Source organism: Nitrosomonas nitrosa (assembly GCF_003051105.1).
Classification (GTDB): Bacteria; Pseudomonadota; Gammaproteobacteria; order Burkholderiales; family Nitrosomonadaceae; genus Nitrosomonas; species Nitrosomonas nitrosa.
Genome location: NZ_QAOO01000003.1, coordinates 136811 through 161297, shown reverse-complemented (window position 1 = coordinate 161297; position 24487 = coordinate 136811). Strand labels below are relative to the sequence as shown.

Annotated in this window: 13 protein-coding genes; 2 read left to right on the top strand and 11 right to left on the bottom strand. The window is 50.2% G+C overall.

Translation table 11 applies throughout. The features are described from left to right. Nucleotides 1-407: 407 nt before the first annotated feature. The 11 genes from C8R30_RS02475 to C8R30_RS02425 all read right to left on the bottom strand — a co-directional run bounded on the left by C8R30_RS02475 (nucleotide 408) and on the right by C8R30_RS02425 (nucleotide 22108). Nucleotides 408-1214: a GGDEF domain-containing protein gene (locus C8R30_RS02475; RefSeq protein ID WP_090667058.1), complete on the bottom strand. Its 807-nt coding sequence runs from the start codon at nucleotides 1212-1214 to the stop codon at nucleotides 408-410. A gap of 397 nt (nucleotides 1215-1611) precedes the next feature. Further along, complete coding sequence (locus C8R30_RS02470) at nucleotides 1612-3189, bottom strand: two-component system sensor histidine kinase NtrB (protein WP_090667060.1); 1578 nt, start codon at nucleotides 3187-3189, stop codon at nucleotides 1612-1614. 3 nt (nucleotides 3190-3192) lie between these two features. Beyond that, nucleotides 3193-4254 carry a cobalamin B12-binding domain-containing protein gene (locus C8R30_RS02465; RefSeq protein WP_090667062.1) on the bottom strand — a complete coding sequence of 354 codons (1062 nt, stop codon included), beginning with the start codon at nucleotides 4252-4254 and terminating at the stop codon, nucleotides 3193-3195. Between the two features lie 5 nt (nucleotides 4255-4259). Then, nucleotides 4260-4568: an antibiotic biosynthesis monooxygenase family protein gene (locus C8R30_RS02460; RefSeq protein WP_090667063.1), complete on the bottom strand. Its 309-nt coding sequence runs from the start codon at nucleotides 4566-4568 to the stop codon at nucleotides 4260-4262. Next, complete coding sequence (locus tag C8R30_RS02455) at nucleotides 4565-7063, bottom strand: hybrid sensor histidine kinase/response regulator (RefSeq protein ID WP_090667065.1); 2499 nt, start codon at nucleotides 7061-7063, stop codon at nucleotides 4565-4567. The genes C8R30_RS02460 and C8R30_RS02455 overlap by 4 nt, the downstream gene beginning before the upstream one ends. Before the next feature lie 45 nt (nucleotides 7064-7108). Beyond that, nucleotides 7109-10030: a chemotaxis protein CheB gene (locus C8R30_RS02450; RefSeq protein WP_090667067.1), complete on the bottom strand. Its 2922-nt coding sequence runs from the start codon at nucleotides 10028-10030 to the stop codon at nucleotides 7109-7111. Nucleotides 10031-10065: 35 nt separating this feature from the next. Beyond that, entirely contained in the window at nucleotides 10066-14031 is a 3966-nt protein-coding gene (locus tag C8R30_RS02445) for a PAS domain S-box protein (protein WP_107789462.1), read from the bottom strand. A gap of 73 nt (nucleotides 14032-14104) precedes the next feature. Next, a complete protein-coding gene (locus tag C8R30_RS02440; protein ID WP_090667071.1) occupies nucleotides 14105-15307 on the bottom strand; it encodes an EAL domain-containing response regulator in 1203 nt (400 codons plus the stop codon). After that, nucleotides 15307-19461, bottom strand: coding sequence for a PAS domain S-box protein (locus tag C8R30_RS02435; protein WP_107789461.1), 4155 nt, complete (start codon nucleotides 19459-19461; stop codon nucleotides 15307-15309). Before C8R30_RS02435 ends, C8R30_RS02440 begins: the two co-directional genes overlap by 1 nt. Before the next feature lie 483 nt (nucleotides 19462-19944). Further along, entirely contained in the window at nucleotides 19945-20577 is a 633-nt protein-coding gene (locus C8R30_RS02430) for a response regulator (protein ID WP_090667074.1), read from the bottom strand. A gap of 10 nt (nucleotides 20578-20587) precedes the next feature. After that, nucleotides 20588-22108, bottom strand: a complete 1521-nt coding sequence (locus C8R30_RS02425) for a hybrid sensor histidine kinase/response regulator (RefSeq protein ID WP_090667076.1) — start codon at nucleotides 22106-22108, stop codon at nucleotides 20588-20590. 470 nt (nucleotides 22109-22578) lie between these two features. Between C8R30_RS02425 and C8R30_RS02420 the strand changes: the two genes are divergently transcribed. Together C8R30_RS02420 and C8R30_RS02415 are read left to right on the top strand one after the other, a co-directional pair. Beyond that, the gene (locus C8R30_RS02420) at nucleotides 22579-22881 is read left to right on the top strand and encodes a flagellar protein FliT (protein ID WP_181258688.1); all 303 of its coding nucleotides are present in this window, start codon (nucleotides 22579-22581) and stop codon (nucleotides 22879-22881) included. A gap of 96 nt (nucleotides 22882-22977) precedes the next feature. After that, nucleotides 22978-24486, top strand: a complete 1509-nt coding sequence (locus C8R30_RS02415) for a DUF4139 domain-containing protein (protein WP_107789459.1) — start codon at nucleotides 22978-22980, stop codon at nucleotides 24484-24486. The last annotated feature ends 1 nt before the right edge of the window (nucleotide 24487 follow it).

Genomic DNA, 24487 nt, shown 5'->3' with positions numbered 1-24487 from the left:
AAGACGCGTCGTTTAGTCGGTGCGTACCGGACTTCCAGTCGGTAACTCAAACCCAGCGGCTAAAGCCTGTGGATTTGAGTTACCTTATTGGCACATATTTCGCGTGCTATTTGACACTTTTTTACTCCGGTATTAACAGGCCGTCAGATAGGAAGATTTAACCTAGATTCCTCGGTTGGACGGGACGGAGTGTGCGGTTTTAGGGGTGCAGGACAAGGCGCAACGACGCGGAATAGTCACGCTATTCCAAGGAGTTGCAACGCAGTCATGCGCCCATAAAATCGCGCAGTCTGCATCGTAGCGTTGACAACCCGAAAGGTGAAGGCGAAAATTGTTGCAAAGCTAGAATATTCATAATGTTAGCGCCAGAATTAGCAATCAACTGAGGATCTAGGTTTAACTGAGCATCAAGAGTAAATTTCTATTTGAGATTTCCCACTGCTTTTAGCGCGTACCAACGCTTCCTCTGCACGCTTGATCACCACCTGTAAGTGCTCGTGGGGTTGACGTAGCGTCACACCGCTACTAAACGTAACGGGTATCGGCTGGTGACGCGCACTTAGAATCGGTCTGTTTACCAAGGTATGCTGCAATCGTTGCAATACGCACACTGCCTCTGCTATGCCGGTATCGGGCAGTAAAATGATGAAAGCTTTGCCACTGAAGCGGGCGATGACATCGCTGGGGCGCAGGGTCCGTTTCATCAGCTTGGAGAAGTGGATCAATACCTTGTCACCAAACGGATAACCATAAACTTCATTGATTTCTTCGAAATCATCCAGATCGATCAATATCGCGCATAAAGGACTTTGATTCCGATCAGCACGCGCCGCCTCGCGCGCATATAATTCCTCCAATCCGCGTCGATTGAGTAGCCCCGTCATCTGATCGTTATGTACCAATTCCCGAATGAGCTCGAGCTCATGCCGTAACGATTCGATTTTTTGTTCGGCATAACGAATTTGTTCCTGCGCACTGGATAACTCACTGTTATGACGCAAGTCCTGCGTTTCAGACAACACAGTATTCAGTATACCGATGATCTCACTGACGTCGTGGGTTTTGCGTATCTGCTGCGCATATTGCTCAGCGTGTTCATAATATTCATCAAGGGTAAGTTGCGATTGATGTTTTTTCGTACTGACCGAGCTGTCCTCACTCGTCGTTTCGGATGATTTAACCAATTTTAATCGCTTGTGACGCGAAGTCTGCATGATCACGTATCTCCTGTTAGCCACTCTATTCACTATCAACGGGAAACTTGGCCAGATCCAGGTGAGTAGGCCGCTCCTGTAACCTCTCCTCCTTCTACTCTGATCAGCTTGCAATTTAACCGGGCAAGCAATCATTAAAAACTCGAAGACAACACTTGAGTGATACGCGGCATACTTCCTGGAACCTGGAAATATATTCCCCGTTTGGGAATATTTATCCTGTGCGGTAGGTTAACAAATCCAACCTTCTCGGATAAACGGGATTAACCATAGAAATTTCATGCTGTTCTCCGTTTAGCCCGCGCTAAGGAGGGCAAGCTTACCTAGATGGGAGGGTCACGTGCTTTGCTCAGCATGACTGGCAGCTAACCTCAATTTTCAGTCTGTTACTGCCAAATCAGGTCATTATTTCACCTGGGACACCTTCCCTCGAATCAGCAAGCGGCAATTTCAGTTTCACACACGTTCCTCGGTTTAATTCACTTTCTATCTCCAGAATACCTCCCGAGGCTCGGGCAAATCCATCCACCAGACTTAAGCCAAGACCAATACCCTGCCCAATTTCACGCGTCGAAAAGAAGGGCTCTCTTACCCGTTTCAACGTAATTTCATCCATACCGCAACCGCTATCCTCAATCTGAATGATCACCCACCGGCGGTCTTCGTGGCACGCATCTGCCTCTATGTAGTCGCATAGCGATATAACGCCCTGGCCATTCATTGCCTGATTCGCATTGATGATCAATTCGATGATGGATTCTTCAAAAACCGAGGAATCCGCCTTGATGGTCGCTCCGGTTGCCTGCAAGTCAAGTACGAGTTTGCATGTTTTTGGCAACACCTGATCGATACGCTCTTTGAGCGATATGAGCGTCTCATTGACGCCGATTGCATTAGCCTCGATGATGGCTATTCCAGAGAAAATCTTCAGTCGGCGAACCAGACTCGCAGCACGTTCGGTTGCACGCATATTCATTTTGGCACTTTCATAAGCGGTATCTGTGGGTGAAAGCTCATCGAGGAGCTGCTCGGCCGAACCCAATATCACTAACATGATATTGTTGAGATGATGCGCCAAGCCACCCGTTAGTTTGCGCACTGCATTTTGTCGCTCTATTTCTCGCATTTGCTCTTCCGCACGCAAACGTACCGAGATATCTTCCATTACTCCGACAAATCCATTCAATTCCCCTCGCTCGTTCTGCAGCGGGAGTGTTTTGATGGACAAATAGCGCGGTGATTTTCCTGGCTCGTTTTGCTGAAACTGATTTTCGAAAGGTAACGCTTCAGTAATGGCACGACGCCAGGCAGCCTGGAGGCGAGCTTTATCTTCAACATTTACCCGCTCCAGCCAATGCTGCGAAGCATCCACTCCAGCCAAAGTAAAATACAATGCATTTGCCTGAACGAGTTGGCCATGCTCATCCAGGCTAAAAACACCCACTGGCAATGAATCATATAAAGCGCGTAATTCCTGATTCACTCGGGAAAGCTGCACGTTGGATTTGATCAACATGCGTTGTGTCGTTGCCAGCTGATTGTTCAGCCTGGAAAGCTCATCGTAAAGATGCCTATCTTGCTCGGTGCGAGCATTGATTTGCCGTGTCGTTTCTTGCAATACTTGCCGCAAACGACTCAAGGAAATACCCGTATCATTCGCGATTTGTTCGCTCAGGCGTACGAGATACTTGCGGCTCTCGGCGGCGATGACTATGATCTGCTGATCGACATGCGCTGCGCCGAAGTGAAGGGTAAGAGGCTGATCATTCACTAGGACATGGATCTCCCAGTCGAACGCAGCGTCGTGTGATAGGGTTGCTGCAAAGAATCGCTCAAATTTGACCCGATCAGCATGATCGATCATCTTGATCAAATTTTCATGCCTATTAATCGGGATCGCCAGATCATTGCAGATGATTTCTATAATCTTGCCCGTTTCATCGCAAAGCGCCGCCAAGCCTTTCCTGTCAGACATAAATCAGTTTCGCTTCACCAGCTCCATGGCTTTACTGACTGCACTTTCAGCATCAGCTGCCCAACCATCTGCACCGACGCTGCGCCATAAACGATCTGCAACCAGAAAAGGACGCCCGCCGACGATCACAGGAATTTTCTTCAACAACGGTTGCTTTCGGAGTTTCTCGATCAAATCGCCAACTGCAGTGACATGGTAAGTCATCGTAGCGGATAGCGCGATGATATCGGGTGGATGCTGTTCCAATGTTGCCAACAAATCTTTGCTCGGCGTATTAGCGCCGTAATAATCGCAATCCCAACCCGCCAGATCAAAAAAATCGGCAACGATACGCACGCCGATCTCATGCAAATCACCTGCCACACAAAGGGCAGCGGCCCGCAATCCTGTTTTCGGCACTTCAAGAATCGAGCGATAAAACTGATTCATTATCGTCATTGTCGCGGCCGTGCAAAAATGCTCTTGCGCAACAGTGATCCGGTTCATTTGCCAAAGGCGGCCGATCTCGCGTTGTGAACGCTGAAATACATCCAGATAAATCTGCTTGAGTGGCACCCCTGCTGCCAAAGCTTGGTCGATCAACTGGACAGCCTCACGTCGATTACCCTGCAATAGGTAATTGAGATAATCCTGTGTTAACCTGCCTAGCGATGTTTCAACGGAAATAAAATCAGGCGGCGACTCGGGCAATCGGGGAAGATGCGCCAAAGCCGCCTCTATCGGCACGATCGCAGTTGTTGCTTCATCATCAATCAATTGCTGCATGATGACCGTCTTCAGCAGTAATAAATTTTCAACCAGATCTTCGACCCGTACACCGCGGGAAATCAGCATCGACTTAACCCATGCGATATAGTCGACAAACAGTGCGGGTTCGTCGTGTCCGATGGCTTCGGCAAGAAAATCAAGATGATAATCATTATCTCGCTTGTAAAGCATACGCCCCCGTTCACCATAACGAAACATCAACTCAGGCCGTCTGGAATAGTCGGTGGCAATCACTTCTGCGGTAATCGCTTGTTTACACTCCAAAATTCTTTTAGCGATCAGCACTGCCCAATTCATTCATATTACTCGGTGATGTGTTCTAAATAGACAAGACGAGTACGCTTCCGATCGAGCTTCAATCCCTTTGGCATAAATCGATGTGATTCACGATGCAAATCACTATGATGCCACGCAAGAAAGCTGGCACGATCGATCCAATACGTGATCAGCCAAATCTCTTCCGGGGCATCCTCAGGGCTCAACACATCCATTCTCAGGAAACCCGGTGCTTGATCGACCAAACCAGGCCGATTACGAAAAGCTTCTTTTACCTCATCCACTTTATCGTTGATTACCGCAAATTGACTTACCGCAACGAAAGCACCGGTCATGGCTGCCGCTTATCCTGATGCAGATCGAGGATAGTCCGTATTTTGGTAGCAAGACGTTGCTTGCTATAGGGTTTCTGGAGAAGATGTACACTCGGATCGAGCCGGTTATGGTGGACGACCGCATTCTCAGCATACCCGGAAGTGAACAACACAGCCAAATTGGGATAGAGCCGATGCACCTCATCAGCCAATTGAGGGCCATTCATACCACCAGGCATGACAACATCGGTAAACAACAAATCAAAATCATCCCTCTGTTTCAGTACTTCGATAGCTTCAAGTCCGTTGGCGGCGCTGACAATTTCATAACCTAATTGCTTCAACAATCCTTCCACATGGGCACGAACAAGCTCATCGTTTTCGACCAGCAGAATTTTTTCCGTTCCAGTATGACAAGCGGCCACGCTTTCTGTTATTCCCTGATTATTCGGCACATTGGCCACACTTGGCAGATAAAGTTTCACCGCCGTACCCTGGCCTAACTCGCTGTAAATCTTGACATGTCCACGCGATTGCTTGATAAACCCATACACCATGCTGAGTCCTAGGCCGCTCCCCTTGCCGCCATCTTTAGTGGTATAAAACGGCTCGAACGCACGCGCTAACGATTTAGCATCCATCCCCACACCTGTATCCGATACGGCCACCATAACGTATTGGCCAGGCTGCACCTCCACATGCTGGCTGGCATAAACATCATCAAGCTCGACATTAGCGGTCTCAAGAGTCAAGCGGCCACCATCAGGCATCGCATCACGTGCATTGATGCACAGATTCAATAGAGCATTCTCCAGTTGGGGTGCATCCACCATTGCATGCCACAACCCTCCATGCTGAACCATCTCAATTTCAACTTGCTCCCCCAATGCCCGCCGCAGTAAGCCCTCCATTCCCCCCATCAATTTATTGACATCCACCGCTTTTGGGGCAAGCGTTTGCTTTCGCGCAAATGCGAGCAACCGATGCGTCAACTCTGCGCCACGTTCGGCTGCCGCGAGTATCATCTGTGCAAGTTGCCGGTGTTGATCACCCTTTGCCAAATCCTCCGTCAATATTTCAGCATTGCCAAGGATAATCGTTAATAAATTATTGAAATCGTGCGCTATTCCACCTGTAAGCTGGCCAAGTGCTTCCAATCGCTGTGACTGTCGTAACTGCTCCTCGAGTTCTCTCTGCTGCGTGATATCGATGATATTTCCCACCATACGGATAGGCTTGCCATCCTTATCGCGGATGACAAAACCGCGATCGATCACCAGTGCATAGCTCCCATCTGCGCGTGCGAATAGATATTCATCCTGCCAATTTTGCGCATTGCCATGGATGGCCGCCTGTACTTTTGTCAGTACACGATCCCGATGCTGCGGATGAATATGCGCTGTCCAGGAAGACGAATCGGAAGGCAACGATTCCGGAGCATAACCAAATTGCTTACCCATGCCGTCGTTCCACCAAATGGTATCTGTGACCAAATTCCAATCCCACACGACATCACTCGTCGCTTGCGCCACGATCTGGAAGCGTTCATTACTTTCCAGAATCGCATGTTCCGCCGCCTTCTGCTCTGTTATATCTTTTGCCACACCGATCAAACGCTGGATAGAGTCATTTTCGTCCTTGAGCGGGTAACGGGTATCGCTGATCCAGCGGATGGCGCCATCCGGCCGGGTGATCCGGTACTCAAATTGACAGCCTTCATCCTGGAATTCGGCCATTGTCAGGTTGACAGCCGGTTTATCAGCATCAACGATCGCTTCATACCATTGTTGCGGGTGTTGCAGAAGCGCAGCACAGGAACGGCCCCAAATACGCTCGTAAGCAGAACTGACATATTCTATGCTGCCATCCGAAAGGTCGAGTATCCAGAAGACTTCATTAATCGTATCGGCGATCTGCCGGAAACGCCGCTCGCTCTCAGCAAGTTTTTTTGCATCGGCGATACGTTCAGTCTGATCGACTATCAATACCAAGATGCGTGGATTGTGATAATCGTCATCTTCCAGGTATTCAAGGAACAAATCGGCTTGCATGATCGCGCCTCTATTAGTTTCAAGCTGACAATCATTCAAGCGGGTGTAGCCTTGTTGATTGGCAATCGACAAGGCAATCTGCAAGGCATCGCGTGCCTCACTACCATGGCCGATACGCCGAAAAATGGGAGGAACGGTCATCGCACGCTTCGCCGGTAATAGGCTGCGCTCTGCTTGCCTATTGAAATCGATGATGTGACCAGTTTTGGCCTCTACGATCATGGCCGGTTGAGGCAATGCTTTGAATAATTGCTGAAAGCGGCGCGAGGATGATTCAAATCGCACATTTACGTCGCGTAATTCCTGCGTTTGGATTTCCAGTTCAGCTTGATAGACCAGCAGTTCGTGAGTGAGCTCGGCCAAGGTAATACCTTCCCGTGACAAAATGTCCTGAGCCGTGTCGATACGGCCCTTCCTCAAAGCTTCGATCGCATCCGCCTTGATCTGATCGCTAGCCTTTGTCATTCTGTCTTCGCCATATTTACTACTGATTTCTCTTTCTGCTTGCTCTCAACGGAAGGATAGCACGCACGCCGGATCGATCCAACCTGTTAAATTGAAATAGGCTACCACACACCCACCCTCGCTGAGCGCAACGGCATGCATCAGGAACCACCGCTGCTGTTCAGGCGTATGACAAGGATAAAGTATCATAAAATGGGGTTGTTGGCGTTCGAGAACGGCAGAGAGTCCATTCAGTAACGCATGCTTATACTCATCTCCCATATCGCATGTTCGGCAAATATCGAGATAGTTGATGCCAACGCCGCTCTGTATCAAAACATGATCATCGTTGGATTCTGCGAATACCCGCCAAGATTGATTAATGATTTGGATAGTCCCGTTCTGATCGAGCACGGCAATATGCGCGGGCAAGGCATCGAGTACGGACTGCAAACGTTTGATATCGCGCAGACTCGACACATCGACACAAGAAATCACCAACCGCGTCAGCTCCCGCCGGTGATTGGCAAACGATAAAATCGTCACCAACCAATTTCCACCGGACTCATCTCGAACTTCTCTTTGCCGAGGAGAAGGGTCCTCCAAGGCTGCCGAGATTTCCGAAAACAACTCCGGATAAACGAGTCCATGATTGAAATCGGTAATCGGTCTGCCGATATCGCTTTCACGAAAACGAAACAACTGGGTCGCTTGTGGCGTGTAGCGTGTCAACCGTAATTCAGCATCGAGGAAAATCAGCGGAATCTGCGCAGCACGGGTCAAGCTTTCCAGATCGGCATTGGCTTCATTCAACTCACTGATCTTCAATTGATATTCGGCATTGATGGTGTGCAACTCCTCATTGACCGATTGCAACTCTTCATTGGTGCTCTGTAATTCCTCATTGGCGGCCATGAGCTCTTCGTTAGCCGCTTGCAGTTCTTCGTTGGTCGTCCCTAGTTCCTGGATAGTATCTTGCAGATTGGTACGCGTTAGCACCAATTCACGTTCGAGATCTTCTACCTGCCGGCTGCTGATGGAAGATAAGTCGATATCCTCCAGCACGCGTAACTTCTCCGCTGGCACAACGGCGGGCGTTTCGAAACAGACCAGAAGGTATTCGATACGGACTGCATCGGTATCCAATGGCCAGATCGTGACATGCAATTCTTGTATGCCGTTGGTATGATCATTGGTCTGAATCTGAACCGGGCGCGATTTTTGCGGCTGTTTTTCGCGCACTGCGCTATGCAGCAGCGTCACAACCACCGGCGCCAAATTTTGTGGTAATAGATGCAGGATATCGAGTGAAGCATCCCCTGGCCGGAAGCGTAGAAATTTCTGTATATCGCCAAAAAGGTGAATCAGCTCGCGCTCCGCATTGATCAGCATGGCGGGGGGAGCATAGTGGCGTACGAGTGATTCCAAAGATCGGAATAATACCGAGCGGGTCGCGGTCTGATCAGTACGATAGACGTTTTTTGCATGGCGCGTGCGACCTGAAAAGTTAAAGCCCATCAGCAAATCATCAGGTGGCAATGTAGTGACGCGATGCTGCAATCGATAAATTTTCTGACGTGTATCAAGCGGCAGGTAGTCGTTATCGGATGCAGAGGGATTTTCACTGGTACCTAGAAACAGCGTACCACCCACTTTAAGTGCGTAGGACAGCCGACGAATAACACGATCCTGTGCGGAAGGCTGCAAATAAATCAGCATATTGCGACAAGATATCAAGTCAAGCTGGGTAAACGGCGCATCGGCCAGCACGTCGTGCCGCGAAAATACGATGCGTTGTCTGAGTTCAGGGCGTACCTGCCAGTAGCCAACGCCCGCAGCGGTAAACCATCGATTACGCATCTCGACCGGCATATTCTCAAATTGCGCTTCGGCATACCGCCCGGCGCCCGCTCGCTCGAGATAAGCAGGCTCAACGTCAGTTGCAAAAAACTTCATGGGTATATCGCAGCGGTATTCTGCCATCAGATCAAGCAGCATGATGGCAATCGAATAGGCTTCTTCCCCTGTCGAGCATGCCGGCACCCACACGCGAATAGGCTCGTTAGACTGCTGCTGACGTCCGGCAATCAAGTTTTCCAGCGCGAGCGCGCTCAAAGCTTCAAATGCTTCCGGGTCGCGAAAAAAACGCGTGACCGGGATCAGTAATTCATGGCGCAATGCTTCAATTTCTTCTGCGTGAGCAGAAAGAAAATCGGCATAGCCTTGCAAATTAACCATGCCGGTTGCATTCATGCGTCTCTCCAACCGGCGCAACAAGGTATTCGGTTTGTATTGCGAAAAATCAATCTGCATGATGCCGCTAAACAATTGCAGCACAGATTTGAGCGAAACTTCTTCGCGTAAATGCTCACTGCCGACAAGACTTCTAGGGCGAATCTCGCTTTTGGTAACAATCGAGGCGACTTCTACCGCTAAACCCTCAGGTGACAGGACATGGTCAACCACGCCTGTCGCGATGACATTACGTGGCATGCCATCGAAGCGCGCCGTTTCAGGATCTTGCGCAAGCACCCAAGCGCCTGCTGCATCGAGTGCCAAAGCACCTTGCGTGCCATCTGATCCGGTGCCTGAAAGAATGATTCCGATCGCCCGTTCTGGCGCCTCCAGAGTAAGGCTATTGAAAAAAGCATTGATCGGCAGGGTAATGCCCGTCGCAGGTCTTGGCACAAGTCTCAAAAACCCGCCCGATATGGTCATGGTCGCCCCCGGAGGAATCACATAGACATGCCCTCCCTCGAGTTGCAATTCATCTGTTGCCACCATGACACGCATTCGGGTATGGCGCGCCAGCAAAGTATCCATCATGGTTTTATGTTCAGGCGCGAGATGCTGTATCACGACAAAAGCCGTATTATCCATGGGAGCCAATGAAGCAAAAAAGCGATCCAGTGCGTCCAGCCCCCCGGCTGACGCTCCCAACGCAACTATCGGTCCGGCAAATGCGCTTTGTTTCTCAGGCTTGATCATTTACGGTTGTTTTTTTACATTTTCTCTAACCGGCTCTACCCATTGTGCAGCACAACTCTTAGCTTAGCCGCCAAATCCTGCCGGCGATACGGCTTGCTCAACAGATGGATACCGCGATCCAATCGGCCTTGATGAATAATGGCATCTTCGGTATAACCCGACGTAAACAATACCTTAAGCGCCGGATGCAGCTTGTGCGCTTCGTCGGCCAGTTCGCGGCCATTCATCCCGCCTGGCATCACTATGTCCGTAAAGAGCAAATCGATATCGGACAACTGCTCGAGCTTTTCGAGCGCTTCCGGACCATTGGTCGCGCTCGTGATACGGTAACCCAAACTCTTGAGCTGTGCGATTAAATGCTCGCGCACCAATTCATCATCCTCAACAACCAGAATATGCTCTGTTCCACCAACCATCTCCAATTTCCTACCAATATGCTCAAAGACAGGTTCGTTCATCGCTGCGCGTGGCAGAAAAAGTTTGAACGTACTGCCTTCGCCTTCTTCCGTATAAATACTGATATGCCCTCCCGATTGTTTAATAAACCCGAAAACCATGCTGAGACCGAGGCCGCTCCCCTTGCCTGCGGGTTTGGTGGTAAAAAAAGGATCGAAAGCTCTGGCCGCCACCTCTGGAGACATGCCCGTGCCCGTATCGGAAATCGTCAGCATGACATATTCGCCTGGGGTAACATCGCCATAACGATGAGTGTACCTTTCATCCAGGAAAATGTTAGCGGTTTCGATAGTAAGCTCGCCTCCTTGCGGCATCGCGTCACGCGCATTGATCGCCAAATTGAGGATGGCCGTTTCGAGCTGCCCCGGATCGACCTCAGTGCGCCACAGACCGCTGCTTTGAACGATCTCGATATCGATATTCTCGGTCAATGCGCGCCGCAACAAGCCGTCCATTCCCCGCACCAATTTATTGATGTCCACAACCTTCGGATCGAGTGCCTGGCGGCGCGCGAACGCTAACAAGCGGTTGGTCAACGCGGCTCCTCGTTCCGCTGCGGTCGAGGTGATCTCTACCAACGGCTGCAGCGAAGAATCCTCGGCCAGACTTTCTTTCAACAATTCGACATTACCGAGAATGACCGTTAACAGATTGTTGAAATCATGCGCAATTCCACCGGTCAGCTGACCGACCGCTTCCAGGCGCTGCGCTTGCCGCAGGCGCTCATCGAGCGCTCTGAGTTCCGTGACGTCGACCATGCTGCCTAACATCCGGACCGCTTTACCCGTTTCGTCACGAATGACAAACCCTCGGTCAATCACCGTAATCACTTCCCCATTGGCGCATAGGTAACGATATTCATCGTGCCAGTTGACTTCCATTCCCTCGATCACTGCATGGATGCCCTTGACCACCCGCCCTCGATCCGCGGGGTGGATAGCGTCGGTCCAGGATTCAGGACCTGGCGCTGCTGGCCCCGGACTATAGCCGAATAAATTCTGGTAGTTATCATTCCACCAGACTTTGTTCGTGACTAAATTCCAATCCCAAATGACATCGTTGGTTGCCCGGGCGATGAGTTTGAACCGTTCATTGCTGAGGCGCGCAACTTCTTCCGCTTGCTTCCGTTCAGTAATATCACGCTCGACCGAAACCCAATGGGTGTACCACCCTTTATCATCGGCGATCGGAACGATATCGAGTTCTATCCAAAATTCTTCCCCCGCTTTGGTATAGTTAATCAACTCAGCCCGCACTGGCTGCCATGCTTCGAGCGCTCGGCGAATGCGCGCGAGCTCAAGAGGTTGCGTCTTCGCTCCCTGTAATATGCGGGGCGTTTTACCGATCACCTCCTCGAATTGGTAACCCGTTCTCCGTACAAACGCTTCATTGACATACACGATCTTTGGACCCGCTGGCGCATCGATGGGCTCCGCTTCCGTGATCAACAGGATATCGTTCTGACGCGAGACGGCAGTTTCGAGTAGACGCAATCGCTCCTGTTGCACCCGCTCTTGCGTGATATCCTGAAAGTACACTGCCAGTCCTTCCGCTGTCGGGTACGCTTTTACACTAAGCCAGACTTGCAACGGCGGATAATATTCGGTAAAGGCCACGGGTTTGCCTGTCTCGAGGGCATACTCGTATTCGCGTTGGAAGGCGTATCCTGTTACCTCGGGAAAGCTCTCCCAAACATTCTTGCCGATCAACGACTCCCGATTTCTGCCGATGATGCGCTCAAATTCCTGGTTGATAAATGAGAAACGCCAATTTCTATCCAGCAGGAAGAACGCGTCGCTGATGCTATTTAGCGTCTCTTGCAAGCGCCTGGCCATGGATTCCGATTGCTCGCGGGCGGTAACCAGCTCGGAGATATCCTGAAAGGCGCCGTAGGCCGCACAAATCTCACCCTTCTCGTTTCTTTCTGCTTCACCGATGGCGCGCACCCATACCCGCCTGCCTTTTGCCGTGACGATCTGCAACGTCTCATCGAATGGCCTGCCGTGCTCGACACATGCGGAAAATACCGTTCGTATCCACTCATGACATTCAGGCGCGTAGAAATCGATCGCCTGCGCGATCGTCGGGCTATAGGAAGCAGGCATCTCATGAATGGCGGCAGTCTGTTCACTCCAGATCACGTGATCGTCACCCATATTGACACGCCATCCACCCAGTTTCGCCGTTTTCCCAGCTAAGCGCAGTAGTTTCATGGTTTCTTGCATTCTGATCTTGTCAGCGTGTTGTTCGGTAATATCCTGAACGACACCGACCAACACGCGTCCCATCGATGTTTCAGCCACTTCTGCCGCCTCGCGTACGATGCGGATCGAACCATCTGGCCGGACGATGCGATGCGTTAAATCATAGTGTGAATGGGTATCCATCGCTTCCGATAACTGCTGATACAGCATCTCACGGTCATCAGGGTGAACGAGACGGAAAAATGCTTCGAACGTATGCCCGAAGTCAGTAGCACTAACACCGAAGATGGGATAGATATTTTCCGACCAGCGTAACGTACCGCTATCCAGGTTGATTTCCCAACTCCCCATATCGATCAGTCGTTGTGCGTTGCGTAATAACACCTGTTGATGCAAGAGGCGCTCGTTCATTTCTTTGAGCGCTTTCGACTGCGCAAGAATATCTGCTTCCTGCCGCATTAACTGGTCTTTAAATGAAAGCGTCACGCCCGGATGACTCAAGCGCGCTTCGGCAAACTGAACAAATTCGGTCACATCTTCGACGCGGTGAATAATGAATGCGATGCGGCCATCCGGGTCTTTTACGGGTGAATTGACCGGACTCCAGTAACGCTCCTCGAACCCGCCGCCACGCTTCTCCGGCAGAGGAATAGGATAACGTTGCACCGCCATGATATCGGCTGTCCCACTCGCTTTAACGCGTTCAAGTGAAGCCTTCAGGTTGCGGGCACCGTCTGAGGGTAAGTCGCCCAGATCATCAGGAAAGACTTCGAATATGCTTCGACCGGTAATTTCTTCCCTGTTCGTAAAGGTCGCTTTCAAATACGCGTCGCTCACTGCGACAATCTCGTAATTGTCGGGGTGCAATACGAGAAATTTACCTGGCGCAGTCTCAAAGAAAGTTTTGAAATGATAAGCCGTCTTTTCAGCTTGCTGACGTAATTCACGTTCACGCACGAGTAGCGCATTTTTTTCCTGCTGCAGCACAACGAAGCGTGATACATCGCGCGCTGACACCCATTCAGCCTTGCGCCCGCAATAGTCCAGGGTATGCGACCGAATCTCGACGTGGATCACTTCCCCGCTTTTGAGTTGGTGCCGCCCTATATCGGTCTCGTCGAGGCCTGTACCGGCCTGCTCGATAGTTTGCGTTAGCGCGGCAAGATCCTCGGGTGGACGAAGGGCATCGATTCCCAGCGACAAAAACTCATCTCGTGAGTAGCCATATTTTGTGATAGCGGCATGATTGACGTTGAGAAAACGATCAGTATCCTTATCATAAACCCACATGGGATCAGGGTGGTTCTCAAACAGGAAAGTCCAGTCGACCTCCATGCTCATTTTCCTTGCTTCTCTGCGTTACTGCTGGGTACTTCCTTGTTCATTGGGTTTTCTACAGCGTTCCAGTTAATCATCATTGATAGCGGTTGTGTAACCATGCCAGTAAATCTTGCCCCTTCATCGCCCGAGCGATGTAATGCCCTTGGGCATAATCACAACCGATCTCACGCAAAAAATCGAGCGTCCAATCATCTTCAACGCCTTCAGCAGTGACGCGTAAGCCCAAATTATGCGCCAGCCCCAGGATCGCTATCGTGATTTTCCGTGACTCTTCCGAAGCGGGAGCAGATATCACGAACATTTTATCGATCTTCAGCTCAGAAAACGGCAAGCGCGCAAGCTGAATGAGGGAAGAGTACCCTACTCCGAAATCATCGATGGACAGGTGAAATCCTTTCAGCCGGAATTGTGTGAGCAAATCGAGCATGGCAACGGGATCGGCCATCGTGCTGGTTTCGGTAATCTCCAGTATGATACGGCTCGGGTCGATTCCATAATCCACGCACAAGCCGGCGATCCAACTCGCCATTTTCGGATCGTCCAGTGATTTGGCAGAAACATTGAGAGACAAGGCGATATCGGCATTCTGAAAATGCGCTGCCAACCAGGCAAAGGCCTGTTCGAAAATCTGTATGGTCATGCGACCAATCAACCCGGACTCCTCCGCCAGTGCCATAAAACGATTCGGCATGATCAACCCATGCTCGGGATGGACCCAACGAACCAATCCCTCCATACCCGCCAACGCACCGCTGGCACAATCGATTTTTGGCTGATAGTGAACGTTGAACTGTTGACCCTCGAGTGCGGCTTGCATCATTTCCTCCGTCACTTCGATAAAATCGATTGGATCATGGGTTGTCTTCACCTCGGCGTATCCTCTGCTGGGCGGAGGTTTCACCATCAGGAGTGCACGCAAATCTCTCGGGGTAAACGGTTTGGAGAGAACCCCTGCAACCGTCAAACCATGCTCGACTGCGGCCCTGCTGGCTGCATCGAGCACGCGCGCCCCGACCCCGCTCGCAACAATGATGGTCGCACGACAATCTAGCTCCGCCAGCCGCCGCAGCGCATCGACGCCATCGATGTCCGGCATCACCAGATCGACGATGATATGGGTCGGCTGCCAGGTATCGAGCAAAGCGAAGAATTCATCCACACCGACAGTCGAACGAACCTCAAAACCGACCCGCTCGGCGATAGCGCAAATCGTAAAACCGACACTGGCATCGTCATCCAGCACCAACAAACGATTTTCTTGTACAAGCTGATCCATTAATGGCTATCCTTATTTAACACCAAACGAATTTTTGCTGCCAAACTCTGCCTGCTATAGGGTTTTTGAATGAGATGAACGCCCGGGTCCAGTCGATTATGATGAACGATTGCATTTTCAGTGTACCCCGAAGTAAATAAAACGGATAAATCCGGATACATTCGCTGCGCTTCATCGGCAAGCTGACGTCCGCTCATCCCACCTGGCATGACGATATCGGTAAACAGTAAATCAAAATCAGCAATGCCCTTCAATACTTCGATTGCTTCCGGTCCATTAGCTACACTAACGACATCGTAACCCAATTGCTTGAGTTGCTCTTCCACATAAGTGCGCACGAGCTCGTCATCCTCGACCAGCAATATTTTTTTCCTGTCATCGGATTCGTTTATATCCACGACCTCGATCCTGTCTGTCCGTTTCGATGCACTGACCGCGCGCGGTAAATAAAGCTTGACGGTCGTACCCTGACCCAATTCGGTGTAAATCTTGACGTGGCCACGCGATTGCTTGATGAAGCCATACACCATACTGAGCCCAAGACCACTGCCCTTTCCGACCTCCTTGGTGGTGAAAAATGGCTCGAACGCATGGGCCAAAGTATCTTCGTCCATCCCCATACCGCTATCGGACACGGCCACCATCACGTATTGACCCGGCCGCACTTCGGCAACTTGGGCCGTATAGGCATCGTCGAGATAGGCATTGGCCGTCTCGATAGTCAAACGTCCCCCAGCAGGCATTGCATCGCGTGCATTGATGCACAAATTCATGATCGCGTTCTCGAGTTGCGAAGCATCGACCAGTGCTGGCCATAGCCCGCCTCGTTGCACCACTTCGATCTCAATCTGCTCACCCAGCAACCGGCGCAATAACCCATCCATTCCGCTCACCAATTTATTGACATCGATAACTTTGGGATCAAGCGGCTGTTTACGCGCAAACGCGAGCAAGCGGCTCGTGAGTTCCGCACCACGTTCGGCAGCGGTCAGAATCATCTGTGCAAGCTTTTGGTCCTTACCCTCCAGGACTTTACTCTCCATAAGCACTTCGGCATTGCCAAGGATCACGGTTAATAAATTGTTAAAATCGTGCGCCACGCCCCCTGTCAGTTGACCGATCGCATCCAACCGCTGAGCTTGATTCAACTGTTCTTCGAGTCGCCTTTGCAGAGTGATATCGACCATGCTGCCCACCATACGCAGTGGTTGCCCATCACTGTCACGAATAACAAAACCACGATCCATAATGAGTGCATAGCTTCCGTCCGCGCGTGCGAATAGATATTCATCCTGCCAACTATCCTCTTTGCCTTCAATCACCGCCTGGATTTTCGAGGTAACGCGCTCACGGTGCTGAGAATGAATATGCATCGTCCAGGAAGTAGAATCTGTAGGCAGTGTATCTGCTTCGTAACCGAACAGCCGGTACATCCCGTCATTCCACCAAACCGAATTGGTGAGCAAATTCCAGTCCCACACCACATCGCTCGTTGCTTGCGCGATGATCCTAAAACGCTCTTCCGCCTCTCGATATGCAGTCATATCCAGCCTGCTGACAAGAACTTGTCCCGAGGGGCTATCAGTCGGCGGAAAAGTCATTCTAATCAGCGCATGTATGCGTCTCCCCCTCACGGTACGCAACGAGGCTTCAAATTCTGCAACCTGCTTCCCTTCTGTCAACGCTACCAATTTCTCGATAAATCCAGGCAAGGTGTCCGGTGTCGAAAACACCGTTTCCAGCGAATTGATCAATTCTTCCTTGTCATTCGCTTCGAACAGCGTCAAACTTTCCTCGTTGACATTCACGATCTTGACGGCACGCAGCGCTTCCCTCACCCAGGCTGGATGTGTGTCAAAATAACTTCTAAAATCGTTGACGCCACGCTCGCGCAATTTGTTCACCATGGCAATGACTGACGTCCAATCCTCCTCCCAGATCGATACGGGAACGAGGTTATAGATCGAGCGGTAGCGTGCCTCGCTCGCTCGCAGTTGTTCATTCTGACGGATACGTTCGATCGCAATATTAACTAGCTGAGCAACACGTGCAATCAGAAATTGGTCTTGCTCGCTAGGCATTTGCTGTTTTTCGCTATACAGCACAAACATAGCCAATATCTCGCTCTTCGTATTCATGACAGGTAACGCCCAGCTCACTCGCAAGCCATATTTCAGGGCGAGATCACGATAATCCTGCCATAGTAGATTGAGCTGAATATCGGCGATCACGGCTTGTTTTCGCTGATAAGTGGCCCCATCAGCATTCGAATGATCGTTTCTGATAGGCATGCTCTCGATGGCGCGCTTATAATCATCGGGCAGGCGAGGGGCTGCACCATGATGGATACGGCCGGCTTCATTGATGAACAAAATGGAAGTCAGCACATTGGGCAATAACCGATCGACGGTATTAGCCACCTCTTCCAGGATGGTCGTCAACGTCATGCCAGCGCTGACCATGTCGAGCACCCTTATTTCGAGAGAACGCAACGCCGCGTCGCGCTTCTCCTCGGTAATATCACGGAAATTGACGACTGCGCCGCTAATTACGCCAGTCAATTCATCTTTCATGGCCGCAACGGTATATTCCACCGGGAAACTGGTGCCATTTTTACGAAAAAATACTTCGTTATCGACATGCCGCGTCACACCATCGCGCAAAGTTTGATAGATCGGGCAAGTTCCAGCAGGATACACGCTGCCATCCGCATGGTGATGATGTATCAGCGTGTGCGAATGCTGCCCCAATACTTCATGCTCTTGATAACCGAGCATCGCGAGCGCAGCCGGATTCTCAAAAATGATATGGCCACGTGCATCCAGTCCGTGCACACCCTCGGCAATGGCCGACAGGATCAGTTGGTTACGTTGACGAATTTCCGATAGCGCCATCTCCGCCCGTCGCCGCTCGGTAATATCCCGCGTAACGCTCAAAACCCCTTCGATGACATCATTGGCGCCCCGCAGGGGGGTAGAATGCGTTTCCATCCACCGTTCGGTTCCCTTCAAACCGGTAATCCTGAAATGCAGCCGTCCGCTTTGGCCACTCAGCACCCGGTGATGCAATGCGTTAAACGCTTCACGGTCGTCAGGATGGATCAGGTTAATCACCGCTTTACCAACGACCTGCTGGGGTTCATCGGCGCCAATCATGTTAAGGCCGGCAGGATTCATATCGAGGAGGATGCCTTCGGGCGTAACGATCTTGACGCATTCGGGTTCGTTTTCGATAATCGCACGCAGTCGTTCTTCCCGTCGCGCCAATGACTGTTCGGCCAATTTCCGGTCATGGATATCGAATGCCGTGCCGTACCATTTTCTGATGTACCCCGATGCATCGCGAATCGGCTGGGCAGTCACCAGATGCCAGCGGTATTCCTCCATTTCCGCACTGAGGATTCGAAACTCGATCCGGTACTCTTTACCCATTCTAATGGCTTTGTTCCAGCTTCGGAGGCAGCGCTCCCGGTCGTCTGGATGAAGCGCCTCGAGCCAGCCATTGGTTGCCAAATCCACCTTCCCAAGGCCGGTATAACGATAAAAATAATTGCTGTGGTAATCGACAATACCGTCCGGCGTCGCGGTCCAGATGATTTGCGGCAAGGATTCCGCCAATTCGACTAAACTTTCTCGCCGCTCTTCTGCCGCGATTTGGGCAAGACGCAGCTCAAGTAGTTCTTCGGCCAATTTACCGAGATGTTGTAACACATCGATCTGCGCCTGGCTCACCTGGCGGGGCGATCGATCAAATACACAAAGGGCGCCCAATCTTAGTCCGTTTCTGCCGGCCAGGGGAACAGCGGCATAAAAACGCAAGCCAAACGAGCCGGTGACCATAGGGTGCTGTGCTGTTCGCGGATCTGTTTTTGCGTCTTCTACAATATAGGGTTCGTTCTCCAGTACGACCGATGCGCATAACCCAGGCACGCTTTCGACTTCACTAACTTCTAACCCATGGCGTGATTTGAACCAGACACGGTGTGCTTCGACGAAGCCGATGGCCGCAATGGGCACATTGAGCGTGTGTGCCGCCAATATCGTCACACGGTCGAAAGCTTCTTCTGCAGGCGTATCCAAGATCCGGTAATACCGTAATGCGTCGCTGCGTGCAGCGTTCTGTTCTTGAAAACACCCTGTTTTATGATTATCCATTTATCCTCTATCCTGCGCCCTTGAGACTGTAAGACTGCAAACCAGCCGATTGCTAGTCTAACGATTTAACGATTGCAACCTATCATTCGAACCAGACACGATACAGCCCGCGCTTATCACTTTTTGATTCGACCGGTTCAACCCGTCGAATAAAACATTTGTTGAAACGAATTGTTCGTTCGCCTACCCTGTGGGTCAGGGTACCTTTCGATGCTTTCGCGCTTCCGTAGCTGCATTGCCAAATCCACATTGTGGTCAAGATAATATAACTGATTATCGAAGTATACGTCTCGCGATGGTGCCAGCAATAAACGGATCAAAGGTGGTTATTTATAGCGATTGCACAGGAAATTGAAATCGAAAAATCCATGGGGGGAATGATGTGACTTTGACGACGATACCGAGAATTGGCGTTCGCTGTGGTCAGTAGCGTTTAGCGGCTACCGAAAATGCATCAAGCAGGCGAGCTAAGTGTAGCGGTAGCTAATCGACCAGTTTGTGTTTGATCGCGTAGCGGACCAACTCGGAATTATTCGTCAGTTTGAGTTTTTCCATGAGGCGGGCACGATAAACACTGACTGTTTTGGGGCTCAAACACATGATGGCTGAAATCTCCGACAGGGATTTACCGGCCGCGATCAAGCAGAGCGTCTGATATTCCCGGTCGGATAAACTCGCATGCAATGGCCGCTCGCTATTGGCTGTTATGGCATTGGCCAGCTCCTGGGCAAGTGCTGGTGTAATGTATTTATTTCCGGCTGCAACTTGACGAATGGCGGTGACAAGCTGCATGGGCGCGCTTTGCTTGTTCAAATAACCGGCGGCACCTGCCTTGATCGCACGTATCGCGAATTCGCTCTCGTTATGCATGCTGAGCATCAAAACGGTCAGGTTGGGTTGATCTTTTTTGATCTGTTTGAGTACTTCGATGCCATTTCTGTCCGGCAACGAAATGTCGAGCAGCATGATATCAAAAGCCTGCTGACGTGCAATCGTGATGGCTTCGAACCCGGTTTCGGCTTCACCCGCGACTTCAATATCATTTGTTTCACTGAGAATCTGTTTCAATCCCTGGCGAACAATGGCATGATCATCGGCAATCATTACACGAATCATGATTTCCTCCTTACTGCCAAACTGGGGAACTCCCGGCTATTTTCTTGGATGATTGCACTTTACCAGCGACCGGAATTTGAACCACGACACGTGTTTCTTGACCTGGCACACCATAAACACGCAGATCACCCCCTAATTGCTGGCAACGTTCACGCATACCACGGATGCCAAAGGAGCCCGTTTTCTTCATATCTGCGTCGGTGATTCCCCTTCCATTATCGGATGCTTCGAGATGAACCCAGTTATCGTATTCGGACAATCTGACATCGACTCTCGATGCGCTCGCATGTTTGGAGATATTGGTCAGTATTTCCTGGAAAATACGGAAGATCGCAATGGCCAAGTCAGCATCCAGCGGTATATCGTCCTGTTCACAAGAAAACTGACAAGCAATATCCGTGCGTTTGCTGAACTCTTTGGCTTGCCATTCGATGGCCGCCACGATGCCAAAATCCAGCACACCCGGTCGTAAATCCATAGAAATTCGACGGGTACTATCAATGACGTAATCGACCAATTCTTCGATCGAAACCGCTTTTTGACGATAGAAATCAGGTTTTCTTGGTTTCGTATCCATACAGGGCAGCAGCTCACACTTGATCGCTGTCAGCGTTCCACCGATATCGTCGTGAATTTCGCGTGCTATTCTGGCACGTTCATGTTCCTTGACCTTCTGCAGATAAGAAGACAACTCCGCCAGCTGCGCATGGGAGCGCGCGATTTCGATTTCCGCCAGTTTATTGCGGGTAATGTTCATGACGATACCATCCCACAATACCGCACCGTTGAGTGATCGCCGTGGCGTTGCACGTAAACCGACCCATTTGATATCGGGATCACTCTTGACTTGTATGCGTCCTTCCCAATTCCAAGTTGAAAAATGTTTAGCTGATGCGAACATAAGTTCCTCATAAGCCACTCTATCTTCAGGCAATATCAAATCGGTGAATAATTCAGGCTGTGCAATCAATGCGGTCGGTAAAATCCCCAGCAACATCACAGAACCTTCACTCACATAGGGGAAGCTTCTGGTTCCGTCATGATTCAATAGAAATTGAAACACGAGGCCGGGCAGATTAGAAGCGATCGCTCGGAAACGCGCTTCACTTTTCTGCAGCGCAAGTTGTGTCTCGCGAATATGCTGAACTGTTTCCATTTGCTTCAGGCTGCGCTGGATCGCTGGCACCAATCTTGCCATACGCGCCATCAGGATAAAATCCTGCGCTCCGGCCTTCATATACCGTTCCGCCAATGTTTCGTCACTCTCCCTACTCGACACGATAATCACAGGAATGGTGAGATGATGCTTGGCGAGATAAGACAGGACTTGTATGGCGCCCAAGTCAGGCGTGACATCATCGCACAAGATGATATCCCACGAGCATTCCACCAAGGCCTTAGGTAGAGCACTGACATCATTGATAAATTCCGAATGGAAGTGCAATTCTCCTTGCTTTAGCATGGTACAAATCTGCCTAGCATGATCGGTCGTATATCCCACCAACAGTATCTTGAGCGTTTTGATCGTCATCGTTCTCAACACTTTACCTGGAAAATGAATGATGCATATTACAGAGCTATCCGTCAAAGCTAAAGTATTTTTTCAATAGATTTCTCTGCCGACTGTCCATTTTAGCTAAGAAAACAAGCCATAAATCCGCAACACCATGCTATTCCTACATTTTATTGCCACATATATTGGCGATAGTACCGCGGCTCGATTACATGCGCATTAAACTTTTCTCCATTTTGCCGATTACCTCAACAACAATCATCAATTCACTGAAGCGGTAACAAGGCCAACTTGATCGCTCGTTAAGAGGTGATTTTTGATCTTAAAGAATCATGTGGCGAATGAACGCTAATTTTTAGCTTTTTTTAAGCTTTTAACCACCCATACTGCACACGTAGAATGACGCCCTTAAATACAAGCGATAACTTACCTGCATGCGATGCTCATCTTTCACCTTTTTTGATTGTTCAATTTACTTCACCATCGATATGAACGAAGCGCAAATCCTTGCGACCTATAAGGCGATTTTGGCGACCACCCGCCAGATGCTGGTAGCGGTTGAAAAAAATGAGTGGGATACCGTGAATAAGCTTGGGCAGCAATGCAAACAGCTGACAGATACATTGACCGCCCACCCCATTCGTCAGGTCTTGAGCAAAGAGGCACAAAAAGAGAAAGTAGCGCTTATTCAGCAGATTTTAGCTTGTGACGCGCAAATCAGAGCGATCACCGAACCGGGCATAACGCGTTTACATCACTACTTATCCAGCGTACACAAAGCCTTCGAATGATTTTCAGTGGATTGAGGGCAATCAATAACGCTCGACAGTCGTTGGCGGACATGTTGAAATAATCGTTATCACCCAATAAAAATTGCGATCCAGACGATGAGCAGGTTAACAACGGCACGACAGCAAAACACGCCCTCTTTCATTTCCGGAAAAAAGCGCGTTCAAAAAAAATGGTTGCACGCGAGTTTAGGGATATTCACTCTGATAACCATCCCGTTTAGTCATGCAACGACAAACAGCGATGAGCTTGTCACCACGGCGCAGGATCAGAAGCATCTAGTCGTTACCATTTATAACGACAATCTGGCGCTGATCAAAGATACACGCCAACTGATATTGGACCGCGCGCGCAACAACCTTGCCTGGCGCGAAGTTTCTGCGCAGATACGCCCCGAAACAGCGTTATTGCGCAATCTGACTGCTCCTACTGGCTTTCATCTGCTGGAACAGAACTTTGATTTCGATCTACTCACACCCAGAAAACTGCTGGAAAAGCATGTAGGCAAGGCAGTCACCGTCGTACGCACACATCCCACAACGGGTGAGGAAACAAAAGAAAATGCGACGATACTCTCGGTCAATGAAGGCGTCATACTTAAATTCGATGACCGTATCGAGAATAACCCACCTGGTCGGATCGTATTTCCTGGCGTACCGGAGAATCTGCGTGACAGACCGACTCTACTCATTTCACTGATCAGCCCTTCACAAGGCAAACACAACCTCGAGCTTTCCTATCTTACGGAAGGACTATCCTGGCACGCTGATTATGTAGCCGCTCTTAACGAGGATGATAGCCACCTCGATCTGAATGGTCTTGTCACCCTGACCAATCAAAGTGGGGTAACTTATCCGCAAGCTGAATTACAACTGGTCGCGGGTGATGTGCACCGCGTTCAACCCGCGCGCCGCTTGACTAGAAAAACGATGGCCATGGCAGCCGAGGCTATCGATGCAGCACAAATGAAAGAAGAATCTTTGTTCGAATACCATCTCTACACCCTCCAGCGGCCAACCACCCTTGCAGACAACCAAACCAAGCAGGTTGCGCTCATGTCGGCTGCGAATATTGCTGTCAGCAAGGAATATGTGCTGCAAGGTGGTGACTACTACTATACCGGAATGTACACTGCCATCGGCCAAAAACTAAAAACGAGCGTATTGGTTCGCTTTCTCAATAAGGGGGCGGGTCTGGGCATACCATTACCCAAAGGCATTATTCGCGTATACAAAAAAGATACCCAGGGAAACAGTCAATTCATCGGGGAAGATCAAATTGATCACACCCCGAGAAATGAGCAAGTACGGCTCAAATTAGGTAATGCGTTTGACGTGACAGCGGACAAAGTTCAAACCGATTTCCAGCAGATTGCCGGTACGTTACGCCATACCAGCATCTACGAAACGGCATATCAAATCACGCTCAGAAACGCAAAAAAAGAAACCATTACCGTACACGTACGAGAACCTATCCCTGGGGACTGGGCAGTCCTATCCGAGTCTTCACCCCATACCAAACTCTCGGCAGGCATGGCTGAATGGCAAATTGCGGTTCCGGCTGAAAGTGAAGCCACGCTGAATTACCGTGTACGGGTCAACTATTAAA